General features: G+C 42.0%; 26 protein-coding genes. 18 read left to right on the forward strand and 8 right to left on the reverse strand.

Annotated features, from left to right (window positions below):
- Positions 1–6 precede the first annotated feature (6 nt).
- The 5 genes from PSI22_RS00225 to ydgH all read right to left on the reverse strand — a co-directional run bounded on the left by PSI22_RS00225 (position 7) and on the right by ydgH (position 7,443).
- A complete protein-coding gene (locus PSI22_RS00225; RefSeq protein WP_273577765.1) occupies positions 7–2,556 on the reverse strand; it encodes a fimbria/pilus outer membrane usher protein in 2,550 nt (849 codons plus the stop codon).
- Positions 2,557–2,595: 39 nt separating this feature from the next.
- On the reverse strand, positions 2,596–3,282 hold the full coding sequence (locus PSI22_RS00230) for a fimbrial biogenesis chaperone (RefSeq protein ID WP_273577766.1): 687 nt from the start codon (positions 3,280–3,282) through the stop codon (positions 2,596–2,598).
- A 114-nt stretch (positions 3,283–3,396) separates the two neighbouring features.
- On the reverse strand, positions 3,397–3,930 hold the full coding sequence (locus PSI22_RS00235) for a fimbrial protein (protein WP_273577767.1): 534 nt from the start codon (positions 3,928–3,930) through the stop codon (positions 3,397–3,399).
- A gap of 846 nt (positions 3,931–4,776) precedes the next feature.
- The gene (locus PSI22_RS00240; protein WP_273577768.1) at positions 4,777–6,168 is read right to left on the reverse strand and encodes a basic amino acid/polyamine antiporter; all 1,392 of its coding nucleotides are present in this window, start codon (positions 6,166–6,168) and stop codon (positions 4,777–4,779) included.
- Positions 6,169–6,489: 321 nt separating this feature from the next.
- The gene (gene ydgH, locus PSI22_RS00245; RefSeq protein WP_273577769.1) at positions 6,490–7,443 is read right to left on the reverse strand and encodes a DUF1471 family protein YdgH; all 954 of its coding nucleotides are present in this window, start codon (positions 7,441–7,443) and stop codon (positions 6,490–6,492) included.
- A 367-nt stretch (positions 7,444–7,810) separates the two neighbouring features.
- Between ydgH and pntA the strand changes: the two genes are divergently transcribed.
- Entirely contained in the window at positions 7,811–9,343 is a 1,533-nt protein-coding gene (pntA, locus tag PSI22_RS00250; RefSeq protein WP_273577770.1) for a Re/Si-specific NAD(P)(+) transhydrogenase subunit alpha, read from the forward strand.
- 10 nt (positions 9,344–9,353) lie between these two features.
- A complete protein-coding gene (gene pntB, locus PSI22_RS00255) occupies positions 9,354–10,742 on the forward strand; it encodes a Re/Si-specific NAD(P)(+) transhydrogenase subunit beta (protein WP_273577771.1) in 1,389 nt (462 codons plus the stop codon).
- Positions 10,743–10,901: 159 nt separating this feature from the next.
- Here pntB and PSI22_RS00260 read toward each other — a convergent pair whose 3' ends face one another.
- Together PSI22_RS00260 and PSI22_RS00265 are read right to left on the reverse strand one after the other, a co-directional pair.
- A complete protein-coding gene (locus tag PSI22_RS00260; RefSeq protein WP_273577772.1) occupies positions 10,902–12,650 on the reverse strand; it encodes an acyl-CoA dehydrogenase family protein in 1,749 nt (582 codons plus the stop codon).
- A 492-nt stretch (positions 12,651–13,142) separates the two neighbouring features.
- Positions 13,143–13,442, reverse strand: a complete 300-nt coding sequence (locus PSI22_RS00265; RefSeq protein WP_273577773.1) for a hypothetical protein — start codon at positions 13,440–13,442, stop codon at positions 13,143–13,145.
- Positions 13,443–13,732: 290 nt separating this feature from the next.
- Here PSI22_RS00265 and PSI22_RS00270 point away from each other — a divergent pair, with 290 nt between their 5' ends.
- From PSI22_RS00270 to PSI22_RS00295, 6 genes are read left to right on the forward strand one after another with little or no spacing between them, the layout of a single operon-like run.
- Positions 13,733–14,140 (forward strand): ABC transporter ATP-binding protein, encoded by a 408-nt coding sequence (locus PSI22_RS00270; RefSeq protein WP_306310480.1) that lies wholly within the window; start codon positions 13,733–13,735, stop codon positions 14,138–14,140.
- Positions 14,141–14,149: 9 nt separating this feature from the next.
- A complete protein-coding gene (locus PSI22_RS00275; protein ID WP_273577774.1) occupies positions 14,150–15,358 on the forward strand; it encodes an ABC transporter permease in 1,209 nt (402 codons plus the stop codon).
- Positions 15,351–15,845, forward strand: coding sequence for a hypothetical protein (locus PSI22_RS00280; protein WP_273577775.1), 495 nt, complete (start codon positions 15,351–15,353; stop codon positions 15,843–15,845). The genes PSI22_RS00275 and PSI22_RS00280 overlap by 8 nt, the downstream gene beginning before the upstream one ends.
- Positions 15,835–16,578, forward strand: coding sequence for a TolC family protein (locus PSI22_RS00285; protein WP_273577776.1), 744 nt, complete (start codon positions 15,835–15,837; stop codon positions 16,576–16,578). The genes PSI22_RS00280 and PSI22_RS00285 overlap by 11 nt, the downstream gene beginning before the upstream one ends.
- The gene (locus PSI22_RS00290; RefSeq protein WP_273577777.1) at positions 16,571–16,813 is read left to right on the forward strand and encodes a hypothetical protein; all 243 of its coding nucleotides are present in this window, start codon (positions 16,571–16,573) and stop codon (positions 16,811–16,813) included. Before PSI22_RS00285 ends, PSI22_RS00290 begins: the two co-directional genes overlap by 8 nt.
- Entirely contained in the window at positions 16,810–17,235 is a 426-nt protein-coding gene (locus PSI22_RS00295; RefSeq protein ID WP_273577778.1) for an HlyD family secretion protein, read from the forward strand. Before PSI22_RS00290 ends, PSI22_RS00295 begins: the two co-directional genes overlap by 4 nt.
- Before the next feature lie 226 nt (positions 17,236–17,461).
- Here the strand turns inward: PSI22_RS00295 and PSI22_RS00300 are convergent, their stop codons facing one another.
- A complete protein-coding gene (locus PSI22_RS00300) occupies positions 17,462–18,085 on the reverse strand; it encodes a helix-turn-helix domain-containing protein (RefSeq protein WP_273577779.1) in 624 nt (207 codons plus the stop codon).
- A 158-nt stretch (positions 18,086–18,243) separates the two neighbouring features.
- Between PSI22_RS00300 and PSI22_RS00305 the strand changes: the two genes are divergently transcribed.
- From PSI22_RS00305 to PSI22_RS00350, 10 genes are all read left to right on the forward strand, one after another.
- Entirely contained in the window at positions 18,244–18,471 is a 228-nt protein-coding gene (locus tag PSI22_RS00305; RefSeq protein ID WP_273577780.1) for a helix-turn-helix domain-containing protein, read from the forward strand.
- Positions 18,472–18,489: 18 nt separating this feature from the next.
- Positions 18,490–20,472 carry a transposase domain-containing protein gene (locus PSI22_RS00310; protein ID WP_273577781.1) on the forward strand — a complete coding sequence of 661 codons (1,983 nt, stop codon included), beginning with the start codon at positions 18,490–18,492 and terminating at the stop codon, positions 20,470–20,472.
- A gap of 8 nt (positions 20,473–20,480) precedes the next feature.
- Positions 20,481–21,434: an AAA family ATPase gene (locus PSI22_RS00315; RefSeq protein ID WP_273577782.1), complete on the forward strand. Its 954-nt coding sequence runs from the start codon at positions 20,481–20,483 to the stop codon at positions 21,432–21,434.
- On the forward strand, positions 21,431–21,685 hold the full coding sequence (locus PSI22_RS00320; protein ID WP_273577783.1) for a hypothetical protein: 255 nt from the start codon (positions 21,431–21,433) through the stop codon (positions 21,683–21,685). Before PSI22_RS00315 ends, PSI22_RS00320 begins: the two co-directional genes overlap by 4 nt.
- A gap of 13 nt (positions 21,686–21,698) precedes the next feature.
- Positions 21,699–21,905 (forward strand): hypothetical protein, encoded by a 207-nt coding sequence (locus tag PSI22_RS00325; protein ID WP_273577784.1) that lies wholly within the window; start codon positions 21,699–21,701, stop codon positions 21,903–21,905.
- 35 nt (positions 21,906–21,940) lie between these two features.
- Positions 21,941–22,573 carry a DUF3164 family protein gene (locus PSI22_RS00330; RefSeq protein WP_273577785.1) on the forward strand — a complete coding sequence of 211 codons (633 nt, stop codon included), beginning with the start codon at positions 21,941–21,943 and terminating at the stop codon, positions 22,571–22,573.
- A 9-nt stretch (positions 22,574–22,582) separates the two neighbouring features.
- Positions 22,583–22,771: a hypothetical protein gene (locus tag PSI22_RS00335; RefSeq protein WP_273577786.1), complete on the forward strand. Its 189-nt coding sequence runs from the start codon at positions 22,583–22,585 to the stop codon at positions 22,769–22,771.
- An 83-nt stretch (positions 22,772–22,854) separates the two neighbouring features.
- Positions 22,855–23,157, forward strand: a complete 303-nt coding sequence (locus PSI22_RS00340) for a hypothetical protein (RefSeq protein WP_273577787.1) — start codon at positions 22,855–22,857, stop codon at positions 23,155–23,157.
- A complete protein-coding gene (locus PSI22_RS00345) occupies positions 23,147–23,392 on the forward strand; it encodes a hypothetical protein (protein ID WP_273577788.1) in 246 nt (81 codons plus the stop codon). Before PSI22_RS00340 ends, PSI22_RS00345 begins: the two co-directional genes overlap by 11 nt.
- On the forward strand, positions 23,385–23,615 hold the full coding sequence (locus PSI22_RS00350) for a hypothetical protein (protein ID WP_273577789.1): 231 nt from the start codon (positions 23,385–23,387) through the stop codon (positions 23,613–23,615). Before PSI22_RS00345 ends, PSI22_RS00350 begins: the two co-directional genes overlap by 8 nt.
- Position 23,616: the final 1 nt, after the last annotated feature.

The raw sequence follows: 23,616 nt of genomic DNA on the forward strand, positions 1-23,616 counted from the left end.
GTATTGTTATTCACAGGCTGCATTCACCATGTACAAACCTGATGTCGGTATTTCATCAGGAAGTTGGTAATTCACATGACATTCCTGAATATCCTTGTATCCCCATTTCACCCATAACCGACCTGTTTTAGGAACACCACTGAGATAAGCTTGTCCATCATTGCTGATGATGGTGCTGTTGGCGTCATCAATGTCGTGTTGTTTTTCCAGTGTTGCTGTTGCGCCAAATGGAATTTCTTTACCTTTATGGGAAAGCATCATCAAAACGCGATAGCCAATACGGGTTTGGAAATTGGCTAAAGCCAATGAACCTTGGGTTGGGATGATAGTTTGCGTATTGATATCAATATCAACATTGTTGCCCATTGAATAAGTATCCAGAGCAATACGGTTTTTACGATAACTACTGACATAAGGGACGATGGCATAGCCGTTCCAGTCTGTTGAAATACCGGTATGATTTTGAACTTTAACTCCTTTGGCACCATGGGCACGTACTAATGCCAGTGTATCTCCCAATGATTGGGAAAGCGTAACACCGTAAGGATGTGCAACGATCCCACCATTTAAGCCGTAATTCAGTTGCTTGGATTGTTTATCGTAATTGTAACCCGCGTTAATCTGACCATATGCACCTTTGTATTCTGCGCTGATATTCCCACCAATATTTTTATCGTGATGGGTATAATTTTGCTGGATACTGTAAATCAGGTTGTTATCTTCTAGGGCTGTACCATTGAGACTGATCTGATGGGACGTATCCCTGTTTTTACTGTTGGTCAGGTTATAACTTACCCAGCTATTTTTCAGCCAGCGATCAAGCGGGATTTGCACACTGAATGATAAAATCTGCTCATTGTGTTTTGAGTCGGGGAATTCACTGTAGGTATAATTCAGATTGTAATTGATTGAATTATAACTGGTATTGTAACCAGCACTGATGTTCCGTTCGTAACCTTTTTGATACCAGTAATCTTGCTGAAAAGCAGATAGATAAACACTTCCCCAATTTTCCAGTGACTGGTTGACGTGTAGTTGCAATTTACTACGTTTATTGGTGTTGCTGCGATTATCTTTGTTGTCTGTAATATCGATCTCATTGGCTTCCTTAAAATCATAAAAGCGGTGAGTCGAATAACGATAACCCGCTAAAGTGAAGCTGGTACCTGTTTGGGAAAGATCTTTTGCATACTGGAAACGATATGATTGCCCTGAGTCACTGAAATTCTCAGCTAAATTTGATTTCGCATGAGTGACATCAAAGGAGAGAGAGCCCCAATCAGAAAAGCTATATCCTGTACCGAAAGCGGCGGATTGATAATCTTTTGAGAGGGTGGTTCCACCATAAACCGTCACACGGTTGGAAATACCATATATTACCGTACCCTGCATAAAATAAGGTTCTTTGCCACGATGAGTGAAAGATTGATATTTCCCCAGAGTCAGGGAATGTCGCAAACTATTTTCCCGTAACATGATAGGAACGGCTGAAAAAGGCTGTACAGAACGATGTTCTCTCCCATCCGCTTCCTTGATAATGATTTCCAGATTACCACTGGATGTGGTGGGGTAGAGATCGCTGATAACAAAAGGCCCAGCAGAAACATAGGTTTCATAAATGATATAACCATTCTGTTTAATGGTAACTTGAGCATTACTTTGGGCTATTCCCCGTATCGTGGGTGCAAACCCTTTCAGGCTATCAGGCAGCATGTTGTCATCAGAAGCTAATTGCATTCCCCGAAATTGAAAACCATCAAAAATGGCTGAAGGTGTATAACTGTCACCAAATACCAACTGGCTTTTTAGGGCATGAATATCCCGTTGTAGGTAAGTGTTAAGACTTTGCCATTTGTGATTTTGGCTGCTGTAAGTAGAGTAATTCCGCAACCGCCATGCTCCCCAATTGGCGCCTGTTCTAAGATTGAGAAAATTGTTGTTTGTCGATCCGGATTGATTATTCAGCCAATTGATTGAACCGCTGTAATTATAATTAACAAGCAGAGAGGTTAACCCCTGTTCCCACAAATGAGATGAAACATAATCTCTGACTTGGCTATTCAGAGCGGCTTGGGGAATACTGATATCAAGCCGCTGCTTATTGAAATCGAAAACAGATGATGCAGATGAAATATACTGCCCAAGATCAGCTATTTCTGTTTCTTGTGGTAAATCACGCAAGGAGGGGAATGAGTCAATATTTACTCCCATCTTCTTTAGCCGCTGTAGTTTAATCTTCGGCGATAGTTTATGGTTTACAATGATAAAATCGACATGCCCAGTGTCTACTTTTTCCCGATTGAGGTAAATATCCACCCAATAGCGGCCAGGTAGCTGCTGATCATCTTGAGTGAAAATTGATAGATCAATATCTTCTGGAAAGCCGGAGTGAGTTTCCAACGCATTGATATTGAAATATTCTTCACCATAAGCCTCATTATAATGAGTGAAAAGCCATGTGATTGTTACAGCATATAAAAACACTTTGCTTGGCTTGATAAATAATACCCAATTATCAGAAATATTATGTTGAAGATAATGACGGTAGTTATCCATAATGATTTTCTAACCTTGATATATTGTGTAAATTTATGGTCAGAACATGCGTTTTTCTTCTGGCGTTACACCGCCAAAATCATTGATGGTTTTCCAAGTGACATAGTTGATATTTTTAACGGGAATATCCCAACTTAATTGACCATAAGGAGATATCATACCACCCAGTTTTATTTCATGATTTATTGAATTATTTCCAGTGGTTAGATCAGAAAACGAGATATAGTATGGTGTTGGGTTCTCTGCGATTAGCTTATGTCCTACGGTTTTGAATTTCAGCGCTTTGTAGGCAATACTGGCGTTGTCTGCTAAATCGACAGGACGATAGAATAGCTTAAAGCGGGATTTCACGGTGATTTGCAATTGGTTCTGATCTGATTTCACTGTTCCTGGAATAGATTTGACATTAAGCCAGAAAAGAGACTCTTTATCATTTGGCAAGTTTTCGCCAGTTTTTACAATTCGCAGAATATTTTCATTTCCGGCGGTTAATTTGAATAGTGGGGGAGTGATAATAAAAGGAACTTTGGTTTCATTATTTTCATCCTGAACCCATGATTGAATAAGATAAGAAACATCTGTTTCAGGATTGCTAATGGAGATTGATGCTTCTTTTCGGTCACTAATATACACAACACGAGTGCCACCGATAACGACACCAGCAAAAGAAATATTGGTGCTAAAAATGTAGATAATAATGAAAATAAAAACACGAAAATATTTCAAAGTGATTGCTCCAAACAATATTATGTTTATCTATTAATGAATAAATTATTTATTATTATTTGTCATATTCATTGGCTATATTGTATTATTCGGGCATCCCTGCCATAAAAATCCTTAGTTGTAGACAATAGTAAAGTTGGCTACCGCATCACCGGAACCTGGGCTAACAGTTGAATTTGTAGCGATATATTTAGCAATAAAATTCAGTTGCTGTTTGGATTTATTAGTCAGTTCCTGAGATCTGGATGGCTGTGCCAGAGAAATCAGAGTTGAGCTATCTGCTTCATAAAGACCGAGCGCAACTCCTTCCGCCGCTTTTTTCTTTGGATCGTCGTTATTTAATGCCAAAAGGTTATTATTTCGGCTATCCGGATTCCCATCAAATTTAACTTGGGCATAATTAACTTCTGTAGGGCAGTCAGTCAGTGTGATACTGAAACGTGTTGCGGCTGATGTGCTATTTACTCCATTGAATGAACTTGAACTGATAGTACCCATGTTAACGGTTTGGTTTGCAGAACTAGGATCAATTTTACATGCAGTCGCGGTAATATCGCCTGTAAATTTGATTTGTCCATCGGCGGCATGTGCTGCGGATACAAATACAGATGATAAAAACAAAGAGGAAATAATTAGTTTGGTTTTCATTTTTAATATATCCCATCCCTGACGAGTTGATACGGCAGAGATATAGATTATTGAGTTAACATTAAAGCCGTATAATTATGATACAGCAAGTGATTTGTCCGAATTTATACCGAAACATAACAAAGAGACGTCAGTTAACGTTTCTTTATCGACAGATATTTCGAAGAATATAGTAGCGATTAATTGACAAAGATAAAAATAATAACTCGCCATAATTCATTATTTGAAGTTTTTAACTATTAAGTAAATATTAATAGCATTCTTATTCAGAAAATGGAATGTTTTTCCACCGCGGATGAACGTTTATTCTGTTTTATAAGATTAATTATTAGTTGATGAAATTCCGTGAAAATAAATGCGATTTTAAACGTATTTATTTTTGTAATTGAATACTTTTACCATATTTTTAACCAAGTATTATTTATTTGTGACAATATGTTTCTTGGGTAACTTAAACGCTTTAAATTTAGTATTTGTTAGAGTTTATAGCCAGAATTCAACTAAATGATAAACTTTACATCTAATTAAAGTTAACTATCTGTTAATAATAACTAGTCTAGTATGATAAAAATCTAGTTTTTGTTTATTAATTAATAAAAATAAATCATCAAGGAAATAGTATTAATGTTTATGAATTGCATGAATATTACCCACATTCTTTCTTTTTAGTTACAACATACTTATAAGTTTAAAAAAATAAATCCCATCAACACCGCAAAAAACAACACAAAAAAACTTAATAAGGTTCCTATTTCAAACAAAAAATTAAGGAGAGAAATTGATTATTCTCTCCTTAAGAAGGGGCTTAAAATAACTTATATACTTATCAAACAGATGGATAGATGATTAATGTATTAGTAACCATGTAGAGGGGATAGTCGTTAATATCAAAAGCACAATAGCTGATTTTTCCAGTATATTCAGTGGCTTTTGTCCTTGATTTTGTCTACGTGCATACAAGAAAACAAGTAATCCAGGCGCATACAATACAACAGAAAGAAGCAAATGCATTAAACCAGATGCATAAAGTAACCACACACCATAAGTACAGGCTCCTACAGCAATCAACAACAAAACCCGGTTACTACGTTGAAATGCTACTTTCACTAAAAATGCACCGACGAGAAAGTAGGGGACAAGGATCATTTCCGATGCAATAGAAAGCAACATATTGTAATTGCTGCCACTCAGCCAGATTAAAATCAAGGAAATCTGAACAGCTCCATTGGTTATCCACAATGATGACTCAGGCGCTTTTTTATCGTTCTGTTTATTGAATACTTTAGGAAATGAGCCATGCAAGGAAGCGATGAAGGGAACTTCCGCGGCCATAATTGTCCAACTTAGATAAGCACCGCAAACGGAAATGATCAGGCCGGCAATAATAATAATTTCACCCGTAGAGCCAATTAACCCTACCATCAGGTTTGCCATTGAAGGATTGCGCATTGCCGCTAATTCAGGTCTTGCTACCAATCCAAGAGAGAGCAGGGTAACCAGAATATAAACGCCTAATGCTGAAACAACAGCGAGAACAGTTGCGATACCGATATCTTTGCGCTTTTTTGCCCTGGCTGAAACAACAACTGCACCTTCAACACCAATGAAAACCCACAAGGTGATCAGCATCGTATCTTTGACTTGTTGCCAGACGGGTATCTCCATTTCAATGCCAGTGAAGTCAAGCTTAAAGACATTCATTTTGAATGAAATTACGGCCAAAATGATGAACATACCCAATGGTAACAGTTTTGCCACTGTAGCCAACTGGTTGATACTAGCCGCAGTTTGTACTCCTCGGAGTACGAGCCAATGAACAAACCAAAGCAAAATAGATTCACCAATCAGAGATTGCCAGGTATTCCCATCACCAAAAATAACTGAATGTTCGGTGTCAGTAAAAAAACTTAATGCCGCAAAGACGATAACCAGATAAGAAACATTGGCAATAATGGCACAAAACCAATATCCCCATGCAGAACAGAAACCAACTAATTCGCCAAATCCTTCTCTTGCATAAGTAAAAATTCCACTGTCGAGGTCAGGGCGAAGACGTGAAAGCAAAAGTAAAGAAGTGGCCAAAAAGAGAATACCTATGCCTGTAATCCCCCAACCAATCATTAATGCAGCAGGACTGCCTACCTGTGCCATATTTTGTGGCAAGCTGAATACACCAGCTCCCACCATGGAGCTAAGTACCAGTGCTGTCAGAGATGTGAGGCCTAATTTTTTTTCCAAAGATACGTTCCTAAAAGTAATATAATTGACACGATTAGCCAGAACACTTGTTCTGAATATCGAACACATATTGGACATTTATTGCATCCATGCTCTGGATTGCAGAGAAGATTCAGTCGTTAAATCCAAAAACAGGGCGATTCTACGGAGTGAAAGGATTGTATGCAATGGGTGACTATGCAAAAAAATATAAATTTTATGCATAAAATAATGTGTGTTAGGCGGGGATATATAAAGAACGAATTATTCAAAAAACGTGTTCTGGCAATGATAAAAAAGCACAAACCATCATTTGTGCCTTTTTCACCAATAACAGATTAATTATTTGAATAAATCAGCGCTAACAGTGATGTTACCACCATTAGATTGCCACTCTCTGGTAACATGGTAATATTTCGCGCCTTTTTTCGCTGCACGTTTAGCCACCTGATAAGAAATTTCTGGATCCGTGGTGTAATAACCAGAGAAAGTAATCGAGTCAAAAGGAACCATTTGAGCGGCAGATGCCTTATTCAATTCTTCCATTTTTGTGCCATCAGACAACGTGACCGTGTAACGACCACCTTTTGATGACTGGGTTTCAAAAAACCGCCCAACCAAATTGCTGGTAGAAGTTGAGGAAGCAACACCTGGAATTTCAACTTTCTCGGCTTCTTCACCGCCTTGAGCCAGGGCCTGACGGCCAGCTTCCGAATCTGCTGGAATAACCGCGTTATTAGATTGTATCTGACGTTTCGGTGCATCTGTTTTATAGACATATGCAGTAACTATTTGGTTTCCGCCATTATTGGGAGAAATATCACGAACAATAAAGAAAGAGGCAGCATCTTTCTTTTTAGCAGCCTTAGAGATGGCTTCTTTCAGATCAGGGGCAGTAGCAAAATAACCATTCACGGTTACAGTATCAAAAGGTTCCAGCGTAATGGCTTCGGTTTTAGGTAATTCTTTAATTCCACGATAAATGCGATAGTTAGTTGTTTTATCGGATTTTTCTGCATCTTTATGATACAAGTCGGCTACAACACGTAAATTACCACCACCATTAAAATCGTCGAGACTTTGGATATAGAAACTATAGGCGCCTTTTTTATCCGCCTGACGGGAAATCGCATCAGCAGCTTCATAGATTGCATTGAAACGGCCAGTGACTGAGATTCGTTCAAATGGCTTTAGCTCTACAGCTTGTTCTGGCGTTAATTCTTTAGCCGCATGTGCAGCAGTAATCGTTGTTAGCGAGAGCATCGCTGTAGCGATGATCGTTGTCTTCAGCTTCATAAAAAATCCTTTCGCCTTGCGCATTAAAATATTTATAACGTGCTGAACATTATTATGTATCACATAGACCGCAATTATTACATGTAATAATGCCAATTGTCGCAAAAATTTATGCTATCTAAATAAATGAGTGTTAATTTTTGGTACATGGTGCCAGCAATTTTAATAAAAATAGCGATTTATACGAGCGGTAGCATCGTTTACATTGAAGGTCACTTTACTTTTCCCTGATATTGTTTTCAATTAGTGACTATTTTATTTTTTATTGATAGGTTTTATTGATAGCAGTAATAAAATCAACCTTATCGTTAAATTGGCTTCAACAGGTAATAATCAGCAATATTTCATTCTTAGAGAAGGAAACATTATGCATATTGGTGTACCAAAAGAGCGACTTTCCAATGAAGCTCGCGTTGCTGCCACACCATCAACGGTGGAACAACTGCGGAAATTGGGGTTCAGCGTTAGAGTGGAAACAAGGGCTGGGCATCTTGCCAGTTTTGATGATATTGCTTATCAAAAAGCGGGAGCTGATATTGCAGAACATCATGAAGTTTGGCAATCAGATATTATTTTTACAGTGAATGCCCCGGAAGATAAAGAAATTGCCCTGATGAAAGAAGGGGCGACGCTGGTTAGTTTTATCTGGCCAGCGCAAAACCCAGAACTAATAACAAAATTGTCAGAACGTAAAGTAACGGTTCTGGCAATGGATGCCGTACCACGAATTTCCCGTGCACAATCATTAGATGTCCTCAGTTCAATGGCAAATATTGCTGGTTATCGGGCTATTGTTGAAGCAGCTCATGAATTTGGGCGCTTCTTCACTGGCCAAATTACAGCAGCAGGCAAAGTGCCACCAGCTAAAGTCATGATTATCGGAGCCGGTGTTGCGGGGCTGGCCGCTATCGGTGCGGCAGGGAGTCTTGGCGCTATTGTCCGAGCTTTTGATACCCGTCCAGAAGTTAAAGAACAGGTACAAAGCATGGGTGCTGAATTTTTGGAATTGAATTTCAAAGAAGAAGCTGGCAGTGGTGACGGCTATGCAAAAGTCATGTCAGAAGCCTTTATCAAGGCAGAAATGGAATTGTTTGCTGCACAGGCAAAAGAAGTTGATATTATCGTCACAACGGCATTGATTCCGGGGAAACCTGCACCGCGGCTGATCACCAAAGAAATGGTTGAGTCCATGAAGCCTGGCAGTGTCATTGTCGATTTAGCTGCACAGAATGGTGGTAATTGTGAACTGACGGAAGCTGATAAACTCGTTGTGACACCAAATGGTGTAAAGATCATTGGTTATACCGACTTGCCTAGCCGTTTACCCACTCAATCATCACAACTGTACGGCACAAATCTGGTTAACCTCGCGAAGTTACTGTGCAAAGAGAAAAATGGCGAAATCACTATCGATTTTGAAGATGTCGTTGTACGTGGCGTTACCGTAATTAAAGAGGGAGAAGTCACATGGCCAGCTCCTCCTATTCAAGTTTCCGCTCCACCCACCAAACCTGCGACGCTGAAGAAGAAAGAAGATAAGCCAGCAGAAAAGCCGAGATCTCCGTGGTTGAAATACGGTCTGTTTGCTCTTGCCATTATCCTGTTCGGTTGGTTGGCAGACGTTGCACCGAAGGAGTTTTTGTCTCACTTTACCGTATTTGCTTTGTCTTGCGTAGTGGGTTATTACGTCGTCTGGAACGTCAGCCATTCATTACATACACCCCTGATGTCAGTCACTAATGCTATTTCAGGGATCATTGTCGTTGGGGCAGTTCTACAAATTGGTGAAGGTGGATGGATAAGTTTCTTTTCATTCATCGCGGTTTTAATTGCCAGCATCAATATTTTCGGTGGTTTCACCGTCACCCAGCGTATGCTGAAAATGTTTCGTAAAGGGTAAGGGGTAACTTATGTCGAACGGAGTAGTTACAGCGGCATATATTGTTGCCGCCATTTTATTTATTTTCAGCCTTGCCGGCCTTTCTCGCCATGAAAGTTCGAGGCGAGGTAATATCTTTGGCATAGCCGGTATGGCAATTGCGCTGATTGCCACTATTTTGGGGCCCGATGCTGGCAAAGTAGGTTGGATTATTTTGGCGATGATCATCGGTGCCGTCATTGGCATTCGCCTGGCCAAAAAAGTGGAAATGACCGAAATGCCTGAATTGGTCGCCATTTTGCACAGTTTTGTCGGTCTGGCAGCGGTTTTGGTCGGATTTAATAGCTTCATCGCCCATGATATTTTTGCTTCTCCTATCATGGAAAATATTCACCTGACAGAAGTTTTCTTGGGAATCTTCATTGGTGCAGTCACCTTTACTGGCTCAATTGTGGCATTCGGTAAATTGTGCGGCAAAATTTCATCCAAACCGCTGATGTTACCCCACCGCCATAAACTCAATTTGGCCGCGTTGATTATTTCCTTTGTACTGATGGTTATATTTATAAAAACCCAAAGTGTTGGTTTGCAAGTTTTCACTATGCTAGTGATGACTGCTATCGCACTTGCTTTCGGTTGGCACTTAGTGGCGTCGATCGGAGGGGCAGATATGCCCGTCGTTGTTTCCATGCTGAACTCATATTCAGGCTGGGCAGCCGCCGCTGCTGGTTTCATGTTAAGCAATGACTTGCTGATTGTGACCGGTGCTTTAGTAGGTTCTTCTGGTGCAATCCTTTCTTATATTATGTGTAAAGCGATGAACCGTTCTTTTATTAGCGTCATCGCCGGTGGTTTTGGTACTGATGGTACTTCAACGGGTGATGAACAAGAGATGGGCGAATACCGCGAAACAAACGCGGAAGACGTTGCTGAACTGCTGAAAAATTCCACTTCAGTTATTATTACGCCAGGCTATGGTATGGCTGTTGCTCAAGCGCAATATCCGGTACATGACATCACCGCAAAATTGCGTGAGAAGGGCGTTAAAGTTCGCTTTGGCATCCATCCTGTTGCGGGACGTTTACCGGGTCACATGAACGTGTTGCTTGCTGAAGCCAAAGTTCCTTACGATATTGTCTTGGAAATGGATGAAATCAACAATGACTTTACTGAGACAGATACCGTTCTGGTTATCGGAGCCAATGACACAGTAAACCCAGCAGCTCAAGAAGATCCACACAGCCCGATTGCGGGAATGCCTGTACTGGAAGTTTGGAAAGCACAAAACGTAATTGTCTTTAAACGTTCCATGAATACAGGATATGCAGGAGTACAAAACCCGTTGTTCTTTAAAGAAAATACCCAGATGCTATTTGGTGATGCAAAAGCCAGTGTCGAAGCGATCCTCCGTGCACTGTAGTTTTGTAAGATAATAATTTGATACCAGAGAGCTTCATGTTGTGGCATGAAGCTTTTTTTTTGCCGTTTTTTCGAAAAAGATCTTTATTCAATCCATTTCAGCCCGGGAGTGTTTATAAAAATATACTGTACTTTATTCTTTTCCTTGCATAAAAATCAGTTAATTTTTTAACTGATTATGATTTCCTGCATACCAGGATATATAGTCATCACTGGATATTGGTGTTTCAATTCCAGATTTATCCACTGCAAACTCGGAAATATAATCATTTATTTTTTCTGCGTATTTACGTATATACTCTATGCGCCTTTCATCTATTCTTTTAGCTTCCGGCAGATCAATGACTTCACCTATTAAGAGGTTACTCATGGTACGGTGAACCCAGTCGAGAAGATAACCTTCGATAATCATATCAATATCATCAGTATGATATGCGTCAATGATTGTCGTCACTACGGATAAAACAGCATATGTCTGGCTTAGCTCCAGAAAATCACCGCTATATTTATTAACAGCATCGAAATTTGTTTTTTTACTGCCACTGACTATTAATTTATTCAGTTTTTGTAATAAAAAATCCATATAATCATTCAGAATGAAAAATAAATCATGCTGAACATTTTCTTTATTATTTTTTATTCCACCAATAAAAATCATCTCTCCAGCCTTCAGGGAGAGTACAACGTTATCACCTTCGGCGGTAATTGCACCAAAATTGCCCATTAAATAATGAGGTATCTTGTTGATAGAAAATAATCCATGAGCACCACAGCGTTCACGGCAATTAATTAATATTTCTTGTGTGCGCCATGTGCACAGGGACTTCGCAGTAATGATTTCAATAAGTACCTCATCTGAAAATTTAAAGTTTTTAACAGATCCTGATAGCATTACTGAAACTTTTTTGGTTAATTCTCTTAAATATAATGCATGTGTGACCGTACTCAGGGTATCCCAGGCTATGCCCTCTCTGAAATGAAAATAATTGATTACTGGCATAGCCCCTGAGTAGCCGAAAGTTTGTCGTTTATTACCATATGTACTGGTGATATGAAGAGCCGATTTAGCCCCTGCAACCGAACTTACGGCCATACATAATTTCCCAGTATGTATTCGGTTTGTAATTAACGAAAACCGCTCTTTTAATCTTTTAGTATATAATGATACCTGACCATTTCTGGTCAATGTGATCATATTGCCAGCAAGGAGTCCTTCAAAAGGAATTTCAACGTTATCAAATGAAGTTATTGCGTTATCAAGATAAAATCCTGGCTTATCGCCAAGTGAAGTGATTTTAACTCCAGCAGTTAATTGACCATTGACTGACAAAGGGAATACAAACGGGAAAATACCATATTTTTTCCCTGATACATTTAGCTGAGCTAAAACTACAGCTACTTTTGGTAACTCACATGGTAGAGTATTAGGCATAAATTTATATGCGCTAGGATTGGGGGAATTAAGTATGAACACACCTTTCTCCGGAAGATAATCAGCCTGTGTTTCGATTGCTATCAAATTATTACCATAAGCCAGTTCAGTCGCCAGATATACGCCAATAGCACTACCTGAACAAAGCTGTTGGTATAAATTTTCTATATATGATGTTTGAGCACCTAAGTTGGCGATAGTCCCTATAGCCAGATTAAAATGAATTGACATCATAGAAACTACGGCACCATCATGCGGAGCTACAAGTTCATGAAGCGCAACCAGCTCATTAAATGATGTCACATCAATATTATTATTCCGAATGTAATTAAGTAACTTTATAAATTTCTTTACTGACGATTGGTAATCATTGCAGGGGGTTTTAAGTATATTAAAAATATACTCAGATACTTTGGCATTCTCTATGCCAAAATAATCAGTTAATTTCAATACTGAATTACATAATGATTTATTCATTTTTCCAAGACCTTCTTTTTAAATAATAAGTATATTAGCCATCAGTAGTATAAGCGGATGCAGCAAAAACATATACTTTCACTTAAATCCAATGGAAGAACAAATACATCATTTAGTGATATTTGTCAGTACGGGTATAAAATTATATCTAGAAACTCTTTGCAAGAAAATAGCTTTACCTCAAGTAAAAAATCTGGTTTTTATTATTTTGAAAAGCAATTAATTACAAATTCGGGATTTAAAGTAGAAATTCAGTGGAAACATGTATTCTGTTCCATCATTTTCAATAGCCAATATTTAATATGAATATGATAAGAAACTATTCTGAATAAGTTCTCCAGAAATTTGGCGGTATTTGATTTTCCCGCTTTGGCTTTCAGTTCAATATAAACAAACATTATTATTCATGTTAAAAGCAAAAGTCCCGTTATTTTCAACGAGGCTTATCAGTGTTCTGAGAAATTTTATAATAAGATGACTTTTGGTGTAATTTTATTTTATTCTACCTTCATAATAAGCGGAATAAGCGGTTCTTCCGGTATGAAATATACAGGCTTTAGTTTCCCCTTTGAAATACCATGTAATCGTTCTACCATTATGATCCTGCGTAAACACATTGGCAAAATTATTATAAGGGTTAACAACATACCTCGTAAACAACGAGCCGCTTTGCTCTATTTCCTGATGAGGACATGGCTTAAGTACTCCGTCGTTTGCCGATGCTACCCCAATTCCTCCTGTTAATGCAATACCTGCTGTTAATACTCCAGCTGTTAATAATTTCTTGAACATAAAAATTCTCCTTTAATAGTTATTCATTATCATAATTTATGATAAATTACTATATTAATATTGTTTACACAAAACGAAAATCATATTTTCAATTGCAATTTAATGCACTGATATTATATATAATTAAGGCGATTAAATTATTATTTTCTTGGTGTTATCAGAAGTTAGTTATTTTAATAAAAAGGCTATTTCTTCTGATAAATATAGATACTAAAGCGAGGGGATTATAAAAAACAATGGATCTTATAAATTTTATTCAGCCTACAGTATTAATATCACCTGTTATCAGTATGCAACAGTTAACCCGTATTTATCAACATGGTAGAGAAGAGCAAACATCAGTTCTGAAAAATATCACAGCACAAATTTTTGCAGGTCAGAGTTGTGCTATTGTCGGAACATCGGGGTCAGGTAAAAGCACATTACTGAACATCCTCGGTCTGCTGGATAAACCCACCTCCGGGAAGTATTTTCTTTGTGGCGTTAACATGTCGACAGCAAATGCTGACCTTCGTGCCAGGATGCGTAATAAAGAAATTGGCTTTGTTTTTCAAAGTTTTCATTTGTTAGCCGGAATGACAGCGACAGAGAACGTCGCTTTGCCACTTCTTTACCGCGGTATTTCTACCTCGCAGGCCTATAAAGTTGCCAGAGAAAAACTGCATTTGGTGGGTCTTGCACATCGGGCTGTTTATTAATGACAATTCATGCATGATACCAGTCAGTCAGGCAACTATGGTATGTCGGTATTAATGATATGGAGAGAAGCTTGGCGTAACTTAATGGCAACGGGAAGAAGTACTCTGCTTGCTTTATCGGGTATTGCTATTGGTTGCGCGTCTATTGTGGCATTTGTTAATACCGGGTATAACGCCACACTTGCTGCGTTGAAAATGTTCAGCGGGCTTGATATCAATGTTATTACAGCAAGTCTGAACTCCTATAACCATGGGGTTGATAGCGAGTCAATTAAAATGGCCGATCTGACAACGGCTATTTCTGGTTTATCTTCAGCAGCACCCTGGATCTATTATCCTTCTCCCGGGCGCTATAACGGGAAAACAGAAACATTTACCATAATAGGGTCTTCAGCAGAACTTGAAAAAGTTATGCAATTGCAACTTCGTCATGGCAGGTTCATCTCTGATTATGATCATCACTCTCCTTATCTGGTCATTGGCAATACAGTGGCCGTTACCCTTGGTCAAGGGGATGCATCCCGTGTACTTGGCAAGCAGATTCAGCTTGCCAATTATTTATACACAGTGATTGGTATTTTCGATATAAAAGGGCAAAACCCCATTTTCCCTTTTTCTCTGGATTCAGTGGTGATTGTTCCTATAAATGCCATGCGTAAAATATCACCAAATACTGATCTGAACGGCATCATCGCTCGTACCATAACAACCACCACCACAGAAACCGATGTGAAGGATTTATTGGTGTTGCTCAAGCGCAAGTTTCCAACGGTTGAAATTGATGTTCGAGTAGCTCAGCAACTACTAAAAGGACAGTCAGAACAAAGCAAAACCTTTTCTTTTATGTTGATCGGGTTGGCAGGCATTTCGCTACTCACCGGTGGTATTGCAATTTCAAATGTCATGCTTATGAACATTTCAGCCCGACGAAAAGAAATTGGATTACGTATGGCTTTAGGCGCAAGGCCCCATGATATACGGTGCCTTTTTTTGTATGAAGCTGTAGCACTGACTTTCGCCGGCGCAATCCTTGGTACACTGGCAGGTATCATTGTGTCCTTTCTTTTTGTGTTTTATTCTGGCTGGTCATTTTCTCTAGCCCCTTTATCTCTTCCTTTAGGGATAGTCAGTTCAATTGTGGCGGGACTTATCTCTGGCTTTTATCCCGCACATAAAGCCTCACAGATGGAACCAATACAGGCATTACGTGATGATTAAAAAATATTTCCTTTATGGCTCTTTAACTTTATTTTTCCTGTTCCTTCAAACAGAGAGTTTTGCATCTGAACAGGAACAATTAATTTTATCAGAACCGGATTACAGCCTGCGGCAGGAAGCCTCAAGAGAGACTATAGGCCTGTCGTTGGACGATGCGATATGGCTTGGTTTAAGGAATAACTACGCGGTACGCAGTGTTTATCTGGATCGTATCGCTCAGAAATTTGATTTACAGGTGGCAGAAGATCGATTCACACCAAAGCTACAGCTAAGTGGACGTTACATTGCGGGTAAAAATCAGGATTCAAATTTTAGGAAAACTAATCTTTCTCCTAATGCCACACTATTTACTCCTTTGGGAACTCGTTTCACTCTTTCCTGGACTCGTGAGAACACTAAATTGGGGATGAAAAACTTTTACAATGACGGTGCAAGTATTACTGTGATACAGCCTCTTTTACGAGGAGCAAATACAAATGCAGGCTGATCTAGCCATGCAGGAACTTTCGGCAAAAGAGTCTGAAAACAATGTGCATGCCACGAAGCTGGCATTACTTAAATTACTCGCTCTAAACCTTAAAACCTCCATCTATGCTACAGATACGTTAAAAGGAACTCACGTAAGTCTGAATATTGAACAATCAATTAAAAAAGCACAGGCTCAGCAGCCGGGTTATCTTATCCAGTTACTCACTGTAAGAGCGACAGATATTCAATTATTACAAGCCCGAAATAACCTGCTCTGGGATTTATCATTGGTTGGAGGTGCGTCCCAGCATCGTTCATCCTCTCCTGAAACCCGAAACTGGGAAAATTTTGTCGGTATACAACTGGATATTCCAATAGGTGATATGACACAACGACAAATGGAAGTTCAGGCCAGGGTTAACGTCCAGAAGCAAACGTTACATTTGGAGGAGGCAAAAATAAACATGGAACAAAAAGTAATTAATACAATCCGTGATACAGAATCACGCTGGCAAGAATATCAATTAGCGATAAAAGCCAGTTCACTTTCTCAAAAGAAACTCGAAATTGAACAGGAAAAATTACAGGCTGGAAGATCCAGTAACTTTCAGGTGCTGAGTTTTGAAACCGATCTGAGAAATGCTGAAAATGCACGCCTGAATACACTTATCCAATACCTCAATTCTCAGGCTGAACTAGATCAAATTCTTGGTACGACACTGGAAAGCTGGGAGATAACACTCAATGATTAAACGTTATCGATGGGCCATAGTTGGCATCGTAATAGTGGCCTGTTTTTTTGCCTTTTTATCCTCTGGGTATTTGCCCTCAGAAAAATCGCCAGCTCAGGAATCAGTACAGTGGATTGAAATAAAACATGGTCTTATAGAAAAGCGATTAGGTCTAGTAGGCAAGCTGCAATCTGGACGTATTGAAACTATACCTGCTCCATTTGATGCGACTTGGTCAAAGAAGGACAACGGGTGAACGCTGGCCAGACATTATTTATGCTTGATACCCGAAAGCTTGATATTGAGCTTCGGCAAGCGCAAGTTGAGATGATCAAAGCCTCATCTGCCGTTGACCAATTACATGACTGGGAAAACAGCCAAGAAGTCATCCGAGCCAGAAGAAACGTCGAAAATGCAAACCATATGGTTATGGAATTGAAAAATAATCTTGCAAAAACACAGGCTCTTTTTTCACGGGGCATCATTCCACAAATGGAAGTGGAAACCCTCCAGCAGCAACTTCGCCGACAGCTAACGGAACTCGCTTCAGTACAGGACGATCTCACGTCCATTAGACAAAAAGGAAGTCTTAATAATTTAAATGTCGCAAAGATGGAGCTTCAAAATGCAAAAAGCCGCTGTTATGAACCACAAAGAATGAGAAACAAAGATAGATAGGGAATTGGCGAAATTAAACGGGATTTCGCGGGCGCAATTTCAAGTAATTCGCGGGGTTGGGATGTGTCCTATAGAACGGTTCCGACTTCTCGTGCAAACTTACCAAAATGAGAAAAATTTTGAGTTAGACGTTTTTGATTCACGTATTTTGGTAAATGTAGGGTGTACACGATCATCTGTTTAAATCATCTTTAAATCCCTTTTAGCTAATGGGCCTGGCAGCCCATTAGCTGGCTTTGCTCTTGCCGCTTAAATGGCGGTCAGTCTCTTTTTGCTCTTCTCCTCTGATAGATTCCAAAAATCTCTGGCGCTGTTCATCAGTCAATGAATCGTACATGCGAGCGACTAGCAGAGCGTGACCAGATACATCTAGTTTCTCAAGTGCATCTTCTGATGATTGTTCTTGTTTATTGTCTGTTGATGATGGTTGCAGTATTACACCAAGACCTAGTCTTACAACTCGCGCAATGACTGCATCTCTTTCATCTGGCGTCATTCTATGTAAAAACTCTAACCAAACCTTTTCTTGTGTCTCGGTGACGTGTTTTGGGACTTCTTTTACTTCAGGTACTTCAGGGGCACTATCTACATTGCTGCCATTTGCCAGCCATTCAATAGATACTTCGCATTTTTCCGCGAGCAAGGCTAACTTATCCAACGAAGGGTATGTCTTACCGGATAAATAGGTTCTTATCGCAGCTTCTGATATACCACATCTTTTAGCTAGACTATTACCAGATTCACTTCCCATAGCTTGCCTGAGTCTATCCTTAAACTGTGTTATTTTGTTTCGTACAAAAACACGATGTGTATTTTTATCATTATTTGCATATTTTTCTTTGTCATTCATTGAAAATACTAGCTCCTACCTTAGATTTACATCTGCGCATAAAAACACGATTTAATCTTGACTTCGTGTTTTTATGCGAATATATTTATATCCATACCGATAATCATTAGGGATTATCGTAGCAAATTATCGGAACAGATAATTATAAGGATCGCATGATGTCATTAATCTCGCAAGTTGGCACCGATTGGCACCGCGCAGATATCCGCGCGGCATTAGAAAAACGTGGCACAAATCTACGCACACTATCGATAGCTGCTGGTCTGGCAGCAGATACGTTACGTAATGCATTAGTCAGACCGTGGCCGAAAGGAGAAAAAATTATTGCTCAGGCTATTGGGGTTGAACCTGCGGTCATCTGGCCAAGCCGTTATTCAAAACAATAGAAACTGTAAGGGTGGGACATGGATATTTGGATTACAGCACAAGAATGCATAGGGCTACCGAATTTACCAACGGCCCCTTTTAACATCTCTAACCGTTTAAAAAAACTTGCGACTGAAGACATGATCAGGAGGCGGGAAGGATCTAAGGCGTATGAATTTCACATCAACTGTTTGCCTCCGGTTGCCCGCGCGGCGGTACTGAAAAAGCAAGGCGTTATTCAGGTTGGTACGCAACAGATTGAAATCAAGAAACGCCAGACAGACAGCTACTCCCGTGAACTGCTTTGGCAGGGTTGGAACAATGCCAACACGTCACAGCGTGAAAAAGCACGCGAACGGTGTGAAGCGGTCATCGCGGTGGCGGGATTACTGGACAGCGGCATTGATACGTTAACGGCGTTTGACTCTGTGGGGGAAGCGCTTTCGATGGCCTCGGCTTCTGTCCGTCGGTGGTACTACCAGGCTAAACCGTTTGACCGTTCGGACTGGCTCGCCGCACTGGTCAGCCAACATGGCCATAATTTGTCGGCGCGCCGGAAGAAAGAAGCGGAATGTACACCAACGGCCTGGGATTTTTTTCTGGCGGACTATCTGCGTTTTGAACAACCTGCATTGCGCACGTGTTATGCCCGCCTGACAGAAGCGGCGGCGGCACAGGGTTGGACGATACCGAGCCTGTCTTCCCTGCGCCGGAAGCTGGAACGTGAAGTCCCCGCCGAGCAGGTGGTCTTGCTGCGCGAGGGAGAACACGCCCTGATGCGGTTATATCCCGCCCAGGAGCGTACCGTACTGGACTTGGATGCGATGGAATGGATCAACGGTGACGGCTATCAGCATAACGTCTTTGTCCGCTGGTTTAATGGCGAAATTCTCCGCCCCAAAACATGGGTCTGGCAGGATATCCGTACCCGCAAGATTCTGGGCTGGCGTACCGATGTCTCTGAAAACAGCGACAGCATTCGTCTAGCGTTGGCTGATGTGGTTGAACAATACGGCATTCCCAGACACGTCACCATTGATAACACGCGAGCCGCTGCAAACAAATGGATGACGGGCGGTGTACCGAACCGTTACCGCTTCAAAATTAAGGAGGATGACCCCAAAGGGATTATTCCCCTGCTGGGTATCCAGTTGCACTGGACTAGCGTGCTGTTTGGTCGCGGTCATGGCCAGGCCAAGCCGATTGAACGGGCATTTTCTCACGGTGGGCTGGGCGAAGTGGTTGACCGCCATCCGGCATTGGCGGGGGCCTATACAGGCCCTAACCCCATGGCAAAGCTGGATAATTACGGTGACCGGGTCATCGATGCCGAAACCTTTTTACAGGTACTGGCGGAGGGCATCGCTTTCTGGAACAGGCAACCGAAGCGGGATACTGAAGCCTGTCAGGGGGTACTGTCTTTTGATGCCGCCTTTGAACAGAGTTATCAGGAAAGCGCTATCCGTAAGGCCACGGCCGAACAGCGTCACCTGCTGCTGTTACCTGCTGAGTCGGTCACGGTTAACAATGGCACCTTTACCCTGAATGCGGGCGGCAAGATTGCCGCACGCAAGAACCGTTACTACCACGAGCAGTTGCTGGGAATTAAACCCAATAAAGTGGTCATCCGGTTTGACCCGCAATCACTGCATGAATCTGTACTGTGTTACACGCTGGATGGCCGCTTTATTTGTGCTGCCCAGTGCATTGAAAAATCGGGCTTTGGTGATACGCAGGCTGCCCGTGAACACGAACGCAATCGGACACGCTTTGTTAAACGCACCAAAGAGGCCACTACGGCGCAGCGCCGCATGACGGCACTGGAAGTCGCGGAGCTGATGCCGGAAACCGTTGCCCCTGAACCGCCTGAAACTCGCGTTGTTGAGATTTACAGGTCCGCAGGCAATACCGTCCGTCGTGAGTTGGTTGATCTGCACGCCGAGACAGAAAACGATTACGACTATGCCTTTGAAAATGCCGTCGCTCAATTACATGAACATCAGCAGAAAAACACGATTTAGGGGGAACCATGAACAACATTATTGAATTAACACAGGCGCAAACTGCACAGGCTGAGATTCGTGCCACCATCAAAACCGTGGTTATCAATGACGGGATGACCTACAGCAACATCGCCCGCGAAAGTGGCATTTCCGGCACCGCACTGTCCCAGTTCATAAACGAAAGTTATCGCGGCGATAACGACAGCATTGCCGGCAAACTGACGGTCTGGCTGGAAAACCGCACCCGCCGCGCTAACGAGATGCCCGCCGCCCCAGACTTTGTGCAGACCAAAACAGTCAGGCAAATCTGGAGTGCCCTGCAGTATGCCCAGATAGCCCAGTGCATCAGTGTGATTTATGGCAGCCCGGGTGTGGGTAAGACCCAATCGCTGCAACAGTTTACCCGTGAACGGCCTAATGTCTGGCTGATTACAGTGTCGCCTTCCCGTGCCAGCCTGAGCGAATGCCTGTACGAACTGGCGCTGGAACTGGGCATCGGTGATGCGCCCCGCCGTGCGGGTCAGCTGGGGCGGGCGGTTCGCCGCAAGCTGCGCGGAACATCCGGTCTGCTCATCATTGATGAGGCGGATCACCTGGATTACCCCGTACTGGAAGAGCTGCGTATTTTGCAGGAAGAGACTGGCATCGGTCTGGCACTGGTGGGCAATCATCAGGTGTACTCGAAGCTGACCGGGGGGAATTCCCGCAATGTGGACTTTGCCCGTCTGTTCAGCCGTATCGCCAAGAAAGTCGCCATCCTGAAAACCAAGAAAGATGACGTTCAGGCGATTTCAGCGGCGTGGGGATTGGGCCAGCAGGAACGCGCACTGGTTCAGCAGCTGGCAGAACGCCCGGGGGCATTGCGCACGGTGAGCCATACCTTGCGGTTGGCGGCCATGTTTGCGAAAGGGGCGAATGAAGCGTTGACCGAGAAACACATTCGGGCGGCAGTGAAAGATCTGGAGGGAACAACATTATGAATAACCATGTGTTAACCACGGCATTCAACAGCGCTGAACAGGCTATTTCCGCACTGACACAGGCAGGTTTTACGGTGATTAGCGTCATGATCTGTGGCCGTGCCCCCCGTATCCAAATTGCCCGTAATATGCAATGCGAATATTTAATTCAGGATGGTCAGGCGAATTATCGGCATCTCGGACGCTACGGTCGGCAGGGTTGGTTTACTCACTACGGTTGTCAGGTTTATTGGTCGGAATCATTACATTAATTAAGGGGGCGTTATGGCAGTCAGAATAGAAGTGTTGATCAGCGATGAGTCAGGTGAACTTCAGTACGAGGTATTTTCTGGTGCAGCCACTGATGAGTACAGCCATCAGGAATATCAGGAAGCGTTGCGGTTAGCGGGTGTTATTCGGGAAAACCTCACGCAGCACGGGGCTGATATATACACCCATTTGCGCACACACGAACAGCAAAGAACGCATTAATCTATTGAGCGATAACAACAGGAATTTATATCACCATGAAAACAAAGCAATTCACCACGCAAAGCGCACCAGAGGGTTATTGGGTAGATGCCAAAGGCGTGTTAACCCCGGTCGATATCATCAAAGAGATTGATCTGGAACGTGACAATCTGGTGGGGGAAATTGTGAAACTGTCTGTCACTGTAAACGAGGCACTGGATGCACTGAAAACCCGTGCATTCGGTGATATTCAGGCTTTCATTGATTTGTCTGCTGAGAAGTATGGCGCGGTCAAAGGCGGACGCAAAGGTAATGTGACTCTGTATTCCTATGATGGCCGTTATAAAATTCAACGGGCTATGCAAGACCGGATCGCCTTTGATGAGCGTTTACAGGCCGCTAAGACACTGATTGATGAATGTCTCTCAGACTGGACGGAAGGGGCGAGACCAGAAATCCAGACCCTGATTAACCAGGCTTTTATCACTGATAAAGAAGGTGAAATCAATGCGGGACGCGTGCTGGCACTGCGGCGCCTGAATATTGAGGATGCGCGCTGGATTAACGCGATGGTCGCCATTGGTGAGGCGCTACAGGTTGTCGGCAGTAAATCCTATTTACGGGTCTATGAGCGCATCGGTGATAGCGACCAATATCGGCCCATTCCATTAGATATCGCGGGGGTGTGAGATAGCCGGATGAAAGCGCGGCAGTTTAACCAGCATTTCCCCATTGGCCACCGTTTTATTTATCAACCCAATAAGTTTCTACGTGGAGGTCAGGCAGTCAGAACCATTGAACGGGCGCAGGATTTAACCCATATGACGGTGGTTGAAATCAGCACCGAGCCTTATTTAGTCCGAATTGAACATTTAACACCTGTGTAATGTAACACATTAAAAATTAAACACTTTCATAAATGGCGTAAATCTGCCAGGGGTTGGTTTACGCCAAATTCAAGGAAACGTACATGAGTCATTATCATTGTGAAACCTGTCATAAATTAAAGCCCGTTGACCGCTCAAAGCTGGCAGTCGGTGACCGGGTGACATTTTCTCTCTCCACCAAACGGGTATATCGCACTCACATCAAATGTGCCATCAGAACCGTAAAAGGACGAATTCAGCAAATACAAGGCGAGCAGGTCACCGTGAGTTACCGCAAGCAGTTATATCGACTGAACCGTGAGGCAGTCAATCCTGCGGGGGCACCATCAGAACTGGCCTATGCCATGGTTGGCACCTGTCATTGTGGGGGCAGCAATGCGCATTGATAACATTGACTTAGCGTTATTAAAACAAGAAATCGTTGACTGGCATGAAACTGCCAATGAGGGCTGTGATTTAATCATAGAGCATGCGGATAAGAAAATGGACTTTCAAATTGGCAAAGCTTTTCAATGTAAAACTGCCGAAGAACAATGTGCATTCAGAGTCGGCGTTCTTCTTGCAAAGGCTCAGTTTAGTCGTCTGCCTTTTGATACAGCACAAGAGGAAAGCCATGATTAAACAACTTTCACTGGTGGCGGCCATTTCGAAAGAATTGAGCAACCAGCAACCTGGCATCACAATCAGTCAGGCGCAATTAGCGGCCATCATAGCAGCGGCCAATGATATTTGTGCGGCATTTGAACCCCCTGAAACACCCGCGCGTAACCTCTGTAATAGCTGTAATGACTGGCAGCGTGGCGGTTGCCATTCCGGCTGTGTGGCTTATGATAAGAGGGATTAAC

The organism is Xenorhabdus aichiensis (genome assembly GCF_028598775.1).
GTDB classification, from domain to species: Bacteria; Pseudomonadota; Gammaproteobacteria; order Enterobacterales; family Enterobacteriaceae; genus Xenorhabdus; species Xenorhabdus bovienii.

What these genes read in the sequence shown, in the direction of transcription:
- PSI22_RS00350 (WP_273577789.1), top strand. Translation starts at nt 23,385, where the DNA reads ATGATTAAACAACTTTCACTGGTGGCGGCCATTTCGAAAGAATTGAGC.
- PSI22_RS00270 (WP_306310480.1), top strand. Translation starts at nt 13,733, where the DNA reads ATGCAACAGTTAACCCGTATTTATCAACATGGTAGAGAAGAGCAAACA.
- PSI22_RS00225 (WP_273577765.1), bottom strand. Translation starts at nt 2,556, where the DNA reads ATGGATAACTACCGTCATTATCTTCAACATAATATTTCTGATAATTGG.
- PSI22_RS00320 (WP_273577783.1), top strand. Translation starts at nt 21,431, where the DNA reads ATGAATAACCATGTGTTAACCACGGCATTCAACAGCGCTGAACAGGCT.
- PSI22_RS00340 (WP_273577787.1), top strand. Translation starts at nt 22,855, where the DNA reads ATGAGTCATTATCATTGTGAAACCTGTCATAAATTAAAGCCCGTTGAC.
- pntB (WP_273577771.1), top strand. Translation starts at nt 9,354, where the DNA reads ATGTCGAACGGAGTAGTTACAGCGGCATATATTGTTGCCGCCATTTTA.
- ydgH (WP_273577769.1), bottom strand. Translation starts at nt 7,443, where the DNA reads ATGAAGCTGAAGACAACGATCATCGCTACAGCGATGCTCTCGCTAACA.
- PSI22_RS00285 (WP_273577776.1), top strand. Translation starts at nt 15,835, where the DNA reads ATGCAGGCTGATCTAGCCATGCAGGAACTTTCGGCAAAAGAGTCTGAA.
- PSI22_RS00290 (WP_273577777.1), top strand. Translation starts at nt 16,571, where the DNA reads ATGATTAAACGTTATCGATGGGCCATAGTTGGCATCGTAATAGTGGCC.
- PSI22_RS00235 (WP_273577767.1), bottom strand. Translation starts at nt 3,930, where the DNA reads ATGAAAACCAAACTAATTATTTCCTCTTTGTTTTTATCATCTGTATTT.
- PSI22_RS00280 (WP_273577775.1), top strand. Translation starts at nt 15,351, where the DNA reads ATGATTAAAAAATATTTCCTTTATGGCTCTTTAACTTTATTTTTCCTG.
- PSI22_RS00310 (WP_273577781.1), top strand. Translation starts at nt 18,490, where the DNA reads ATGGATATTTGGATTACAGCACAAGAATGCATAGGGCTACCGAATTTA.
- PSI22_RS00345 (WP_273577788.1), top strand. Translation starts at nt 23,147, where the DNA reads ATGCGCATTGATAACATTGACTTAGCGTTATTAAAACAAGAAATCGTT.
- PSI22_RS00335 (WP_273577786.1), top strand. Translation starts at nt 22,583, where the DNA reads ATGAAAGCGCGGCAGTTTAACCAGCATTTCCCCATTGGCCACCGTTTT.
- PSI22_RS00305 (WP_273577780.1), top strand. Translation starts at nt 18,244, where the DNA reads ATGTCATTAATCTCGCAAGTTGGCACCGATTGGCACCGCGCAGATATC.
- PSI22_RS00260 (WP_273577772.1), bottom strand. Translation starts at nt 12,650, where the DNA reads ATGAATAAATCATTATGTAATTCAGTATTGAAATTAACTGATTATTTT.
- PSI22_RS00330 (WP_273577785.1), top strand. Translation starts at nt 21,941, where the DNA reads ATGAAAACAAAGCAATTCACCACGCAAAGCGCACCAGAGGGTTATTGG.
- PSI22_RS00265 (WP_273577773.1), bottom strand. Translation starts at nt 13,442, where the DNA reads ATGTTCAAGAAATTATTAACAGCTGGAGTATTAACAGCAGGTATTGCA.
- PSI22_RS00315 (WP_273577782.1), top strand. Translation starts at nt 20,481, where the DNA reads ATGAACAACATTATTGAATTAACACAGGCGCAAACTGCACAGGCTGAG.
- PSI22_RS00325 (WP_273577784.1), top strand. Translation starts at nt 21,699, where the DNA reads ATGGCAGTCAGAATAGAAGTGTTGATCAGCGATGAGTCAGGTGAACTT.
- pntA (WP_273577770.1), top strand. Translation starts at nt 7,811, where the DNA reads ATGCATATTGGTGTACCAAAAGAGCGACTTTCCAATGAAGCTCGCGTT.
- PSI22_RS00300 (WP_273577779.1), bottom strand. Translation starts at nt 18,085, where the DNA reads ATGAATGACAAAGAAAAATATGCAAATAATGATAAAAATACACATCGT.
- PSI22_RS00275 (WP_273577774.1), top strand. Translation starts at nt 14,150, where the DNA reads ATGCATGATACCAGTCAGTCAGGCAACTATGGTATGTCGGTATTAATG.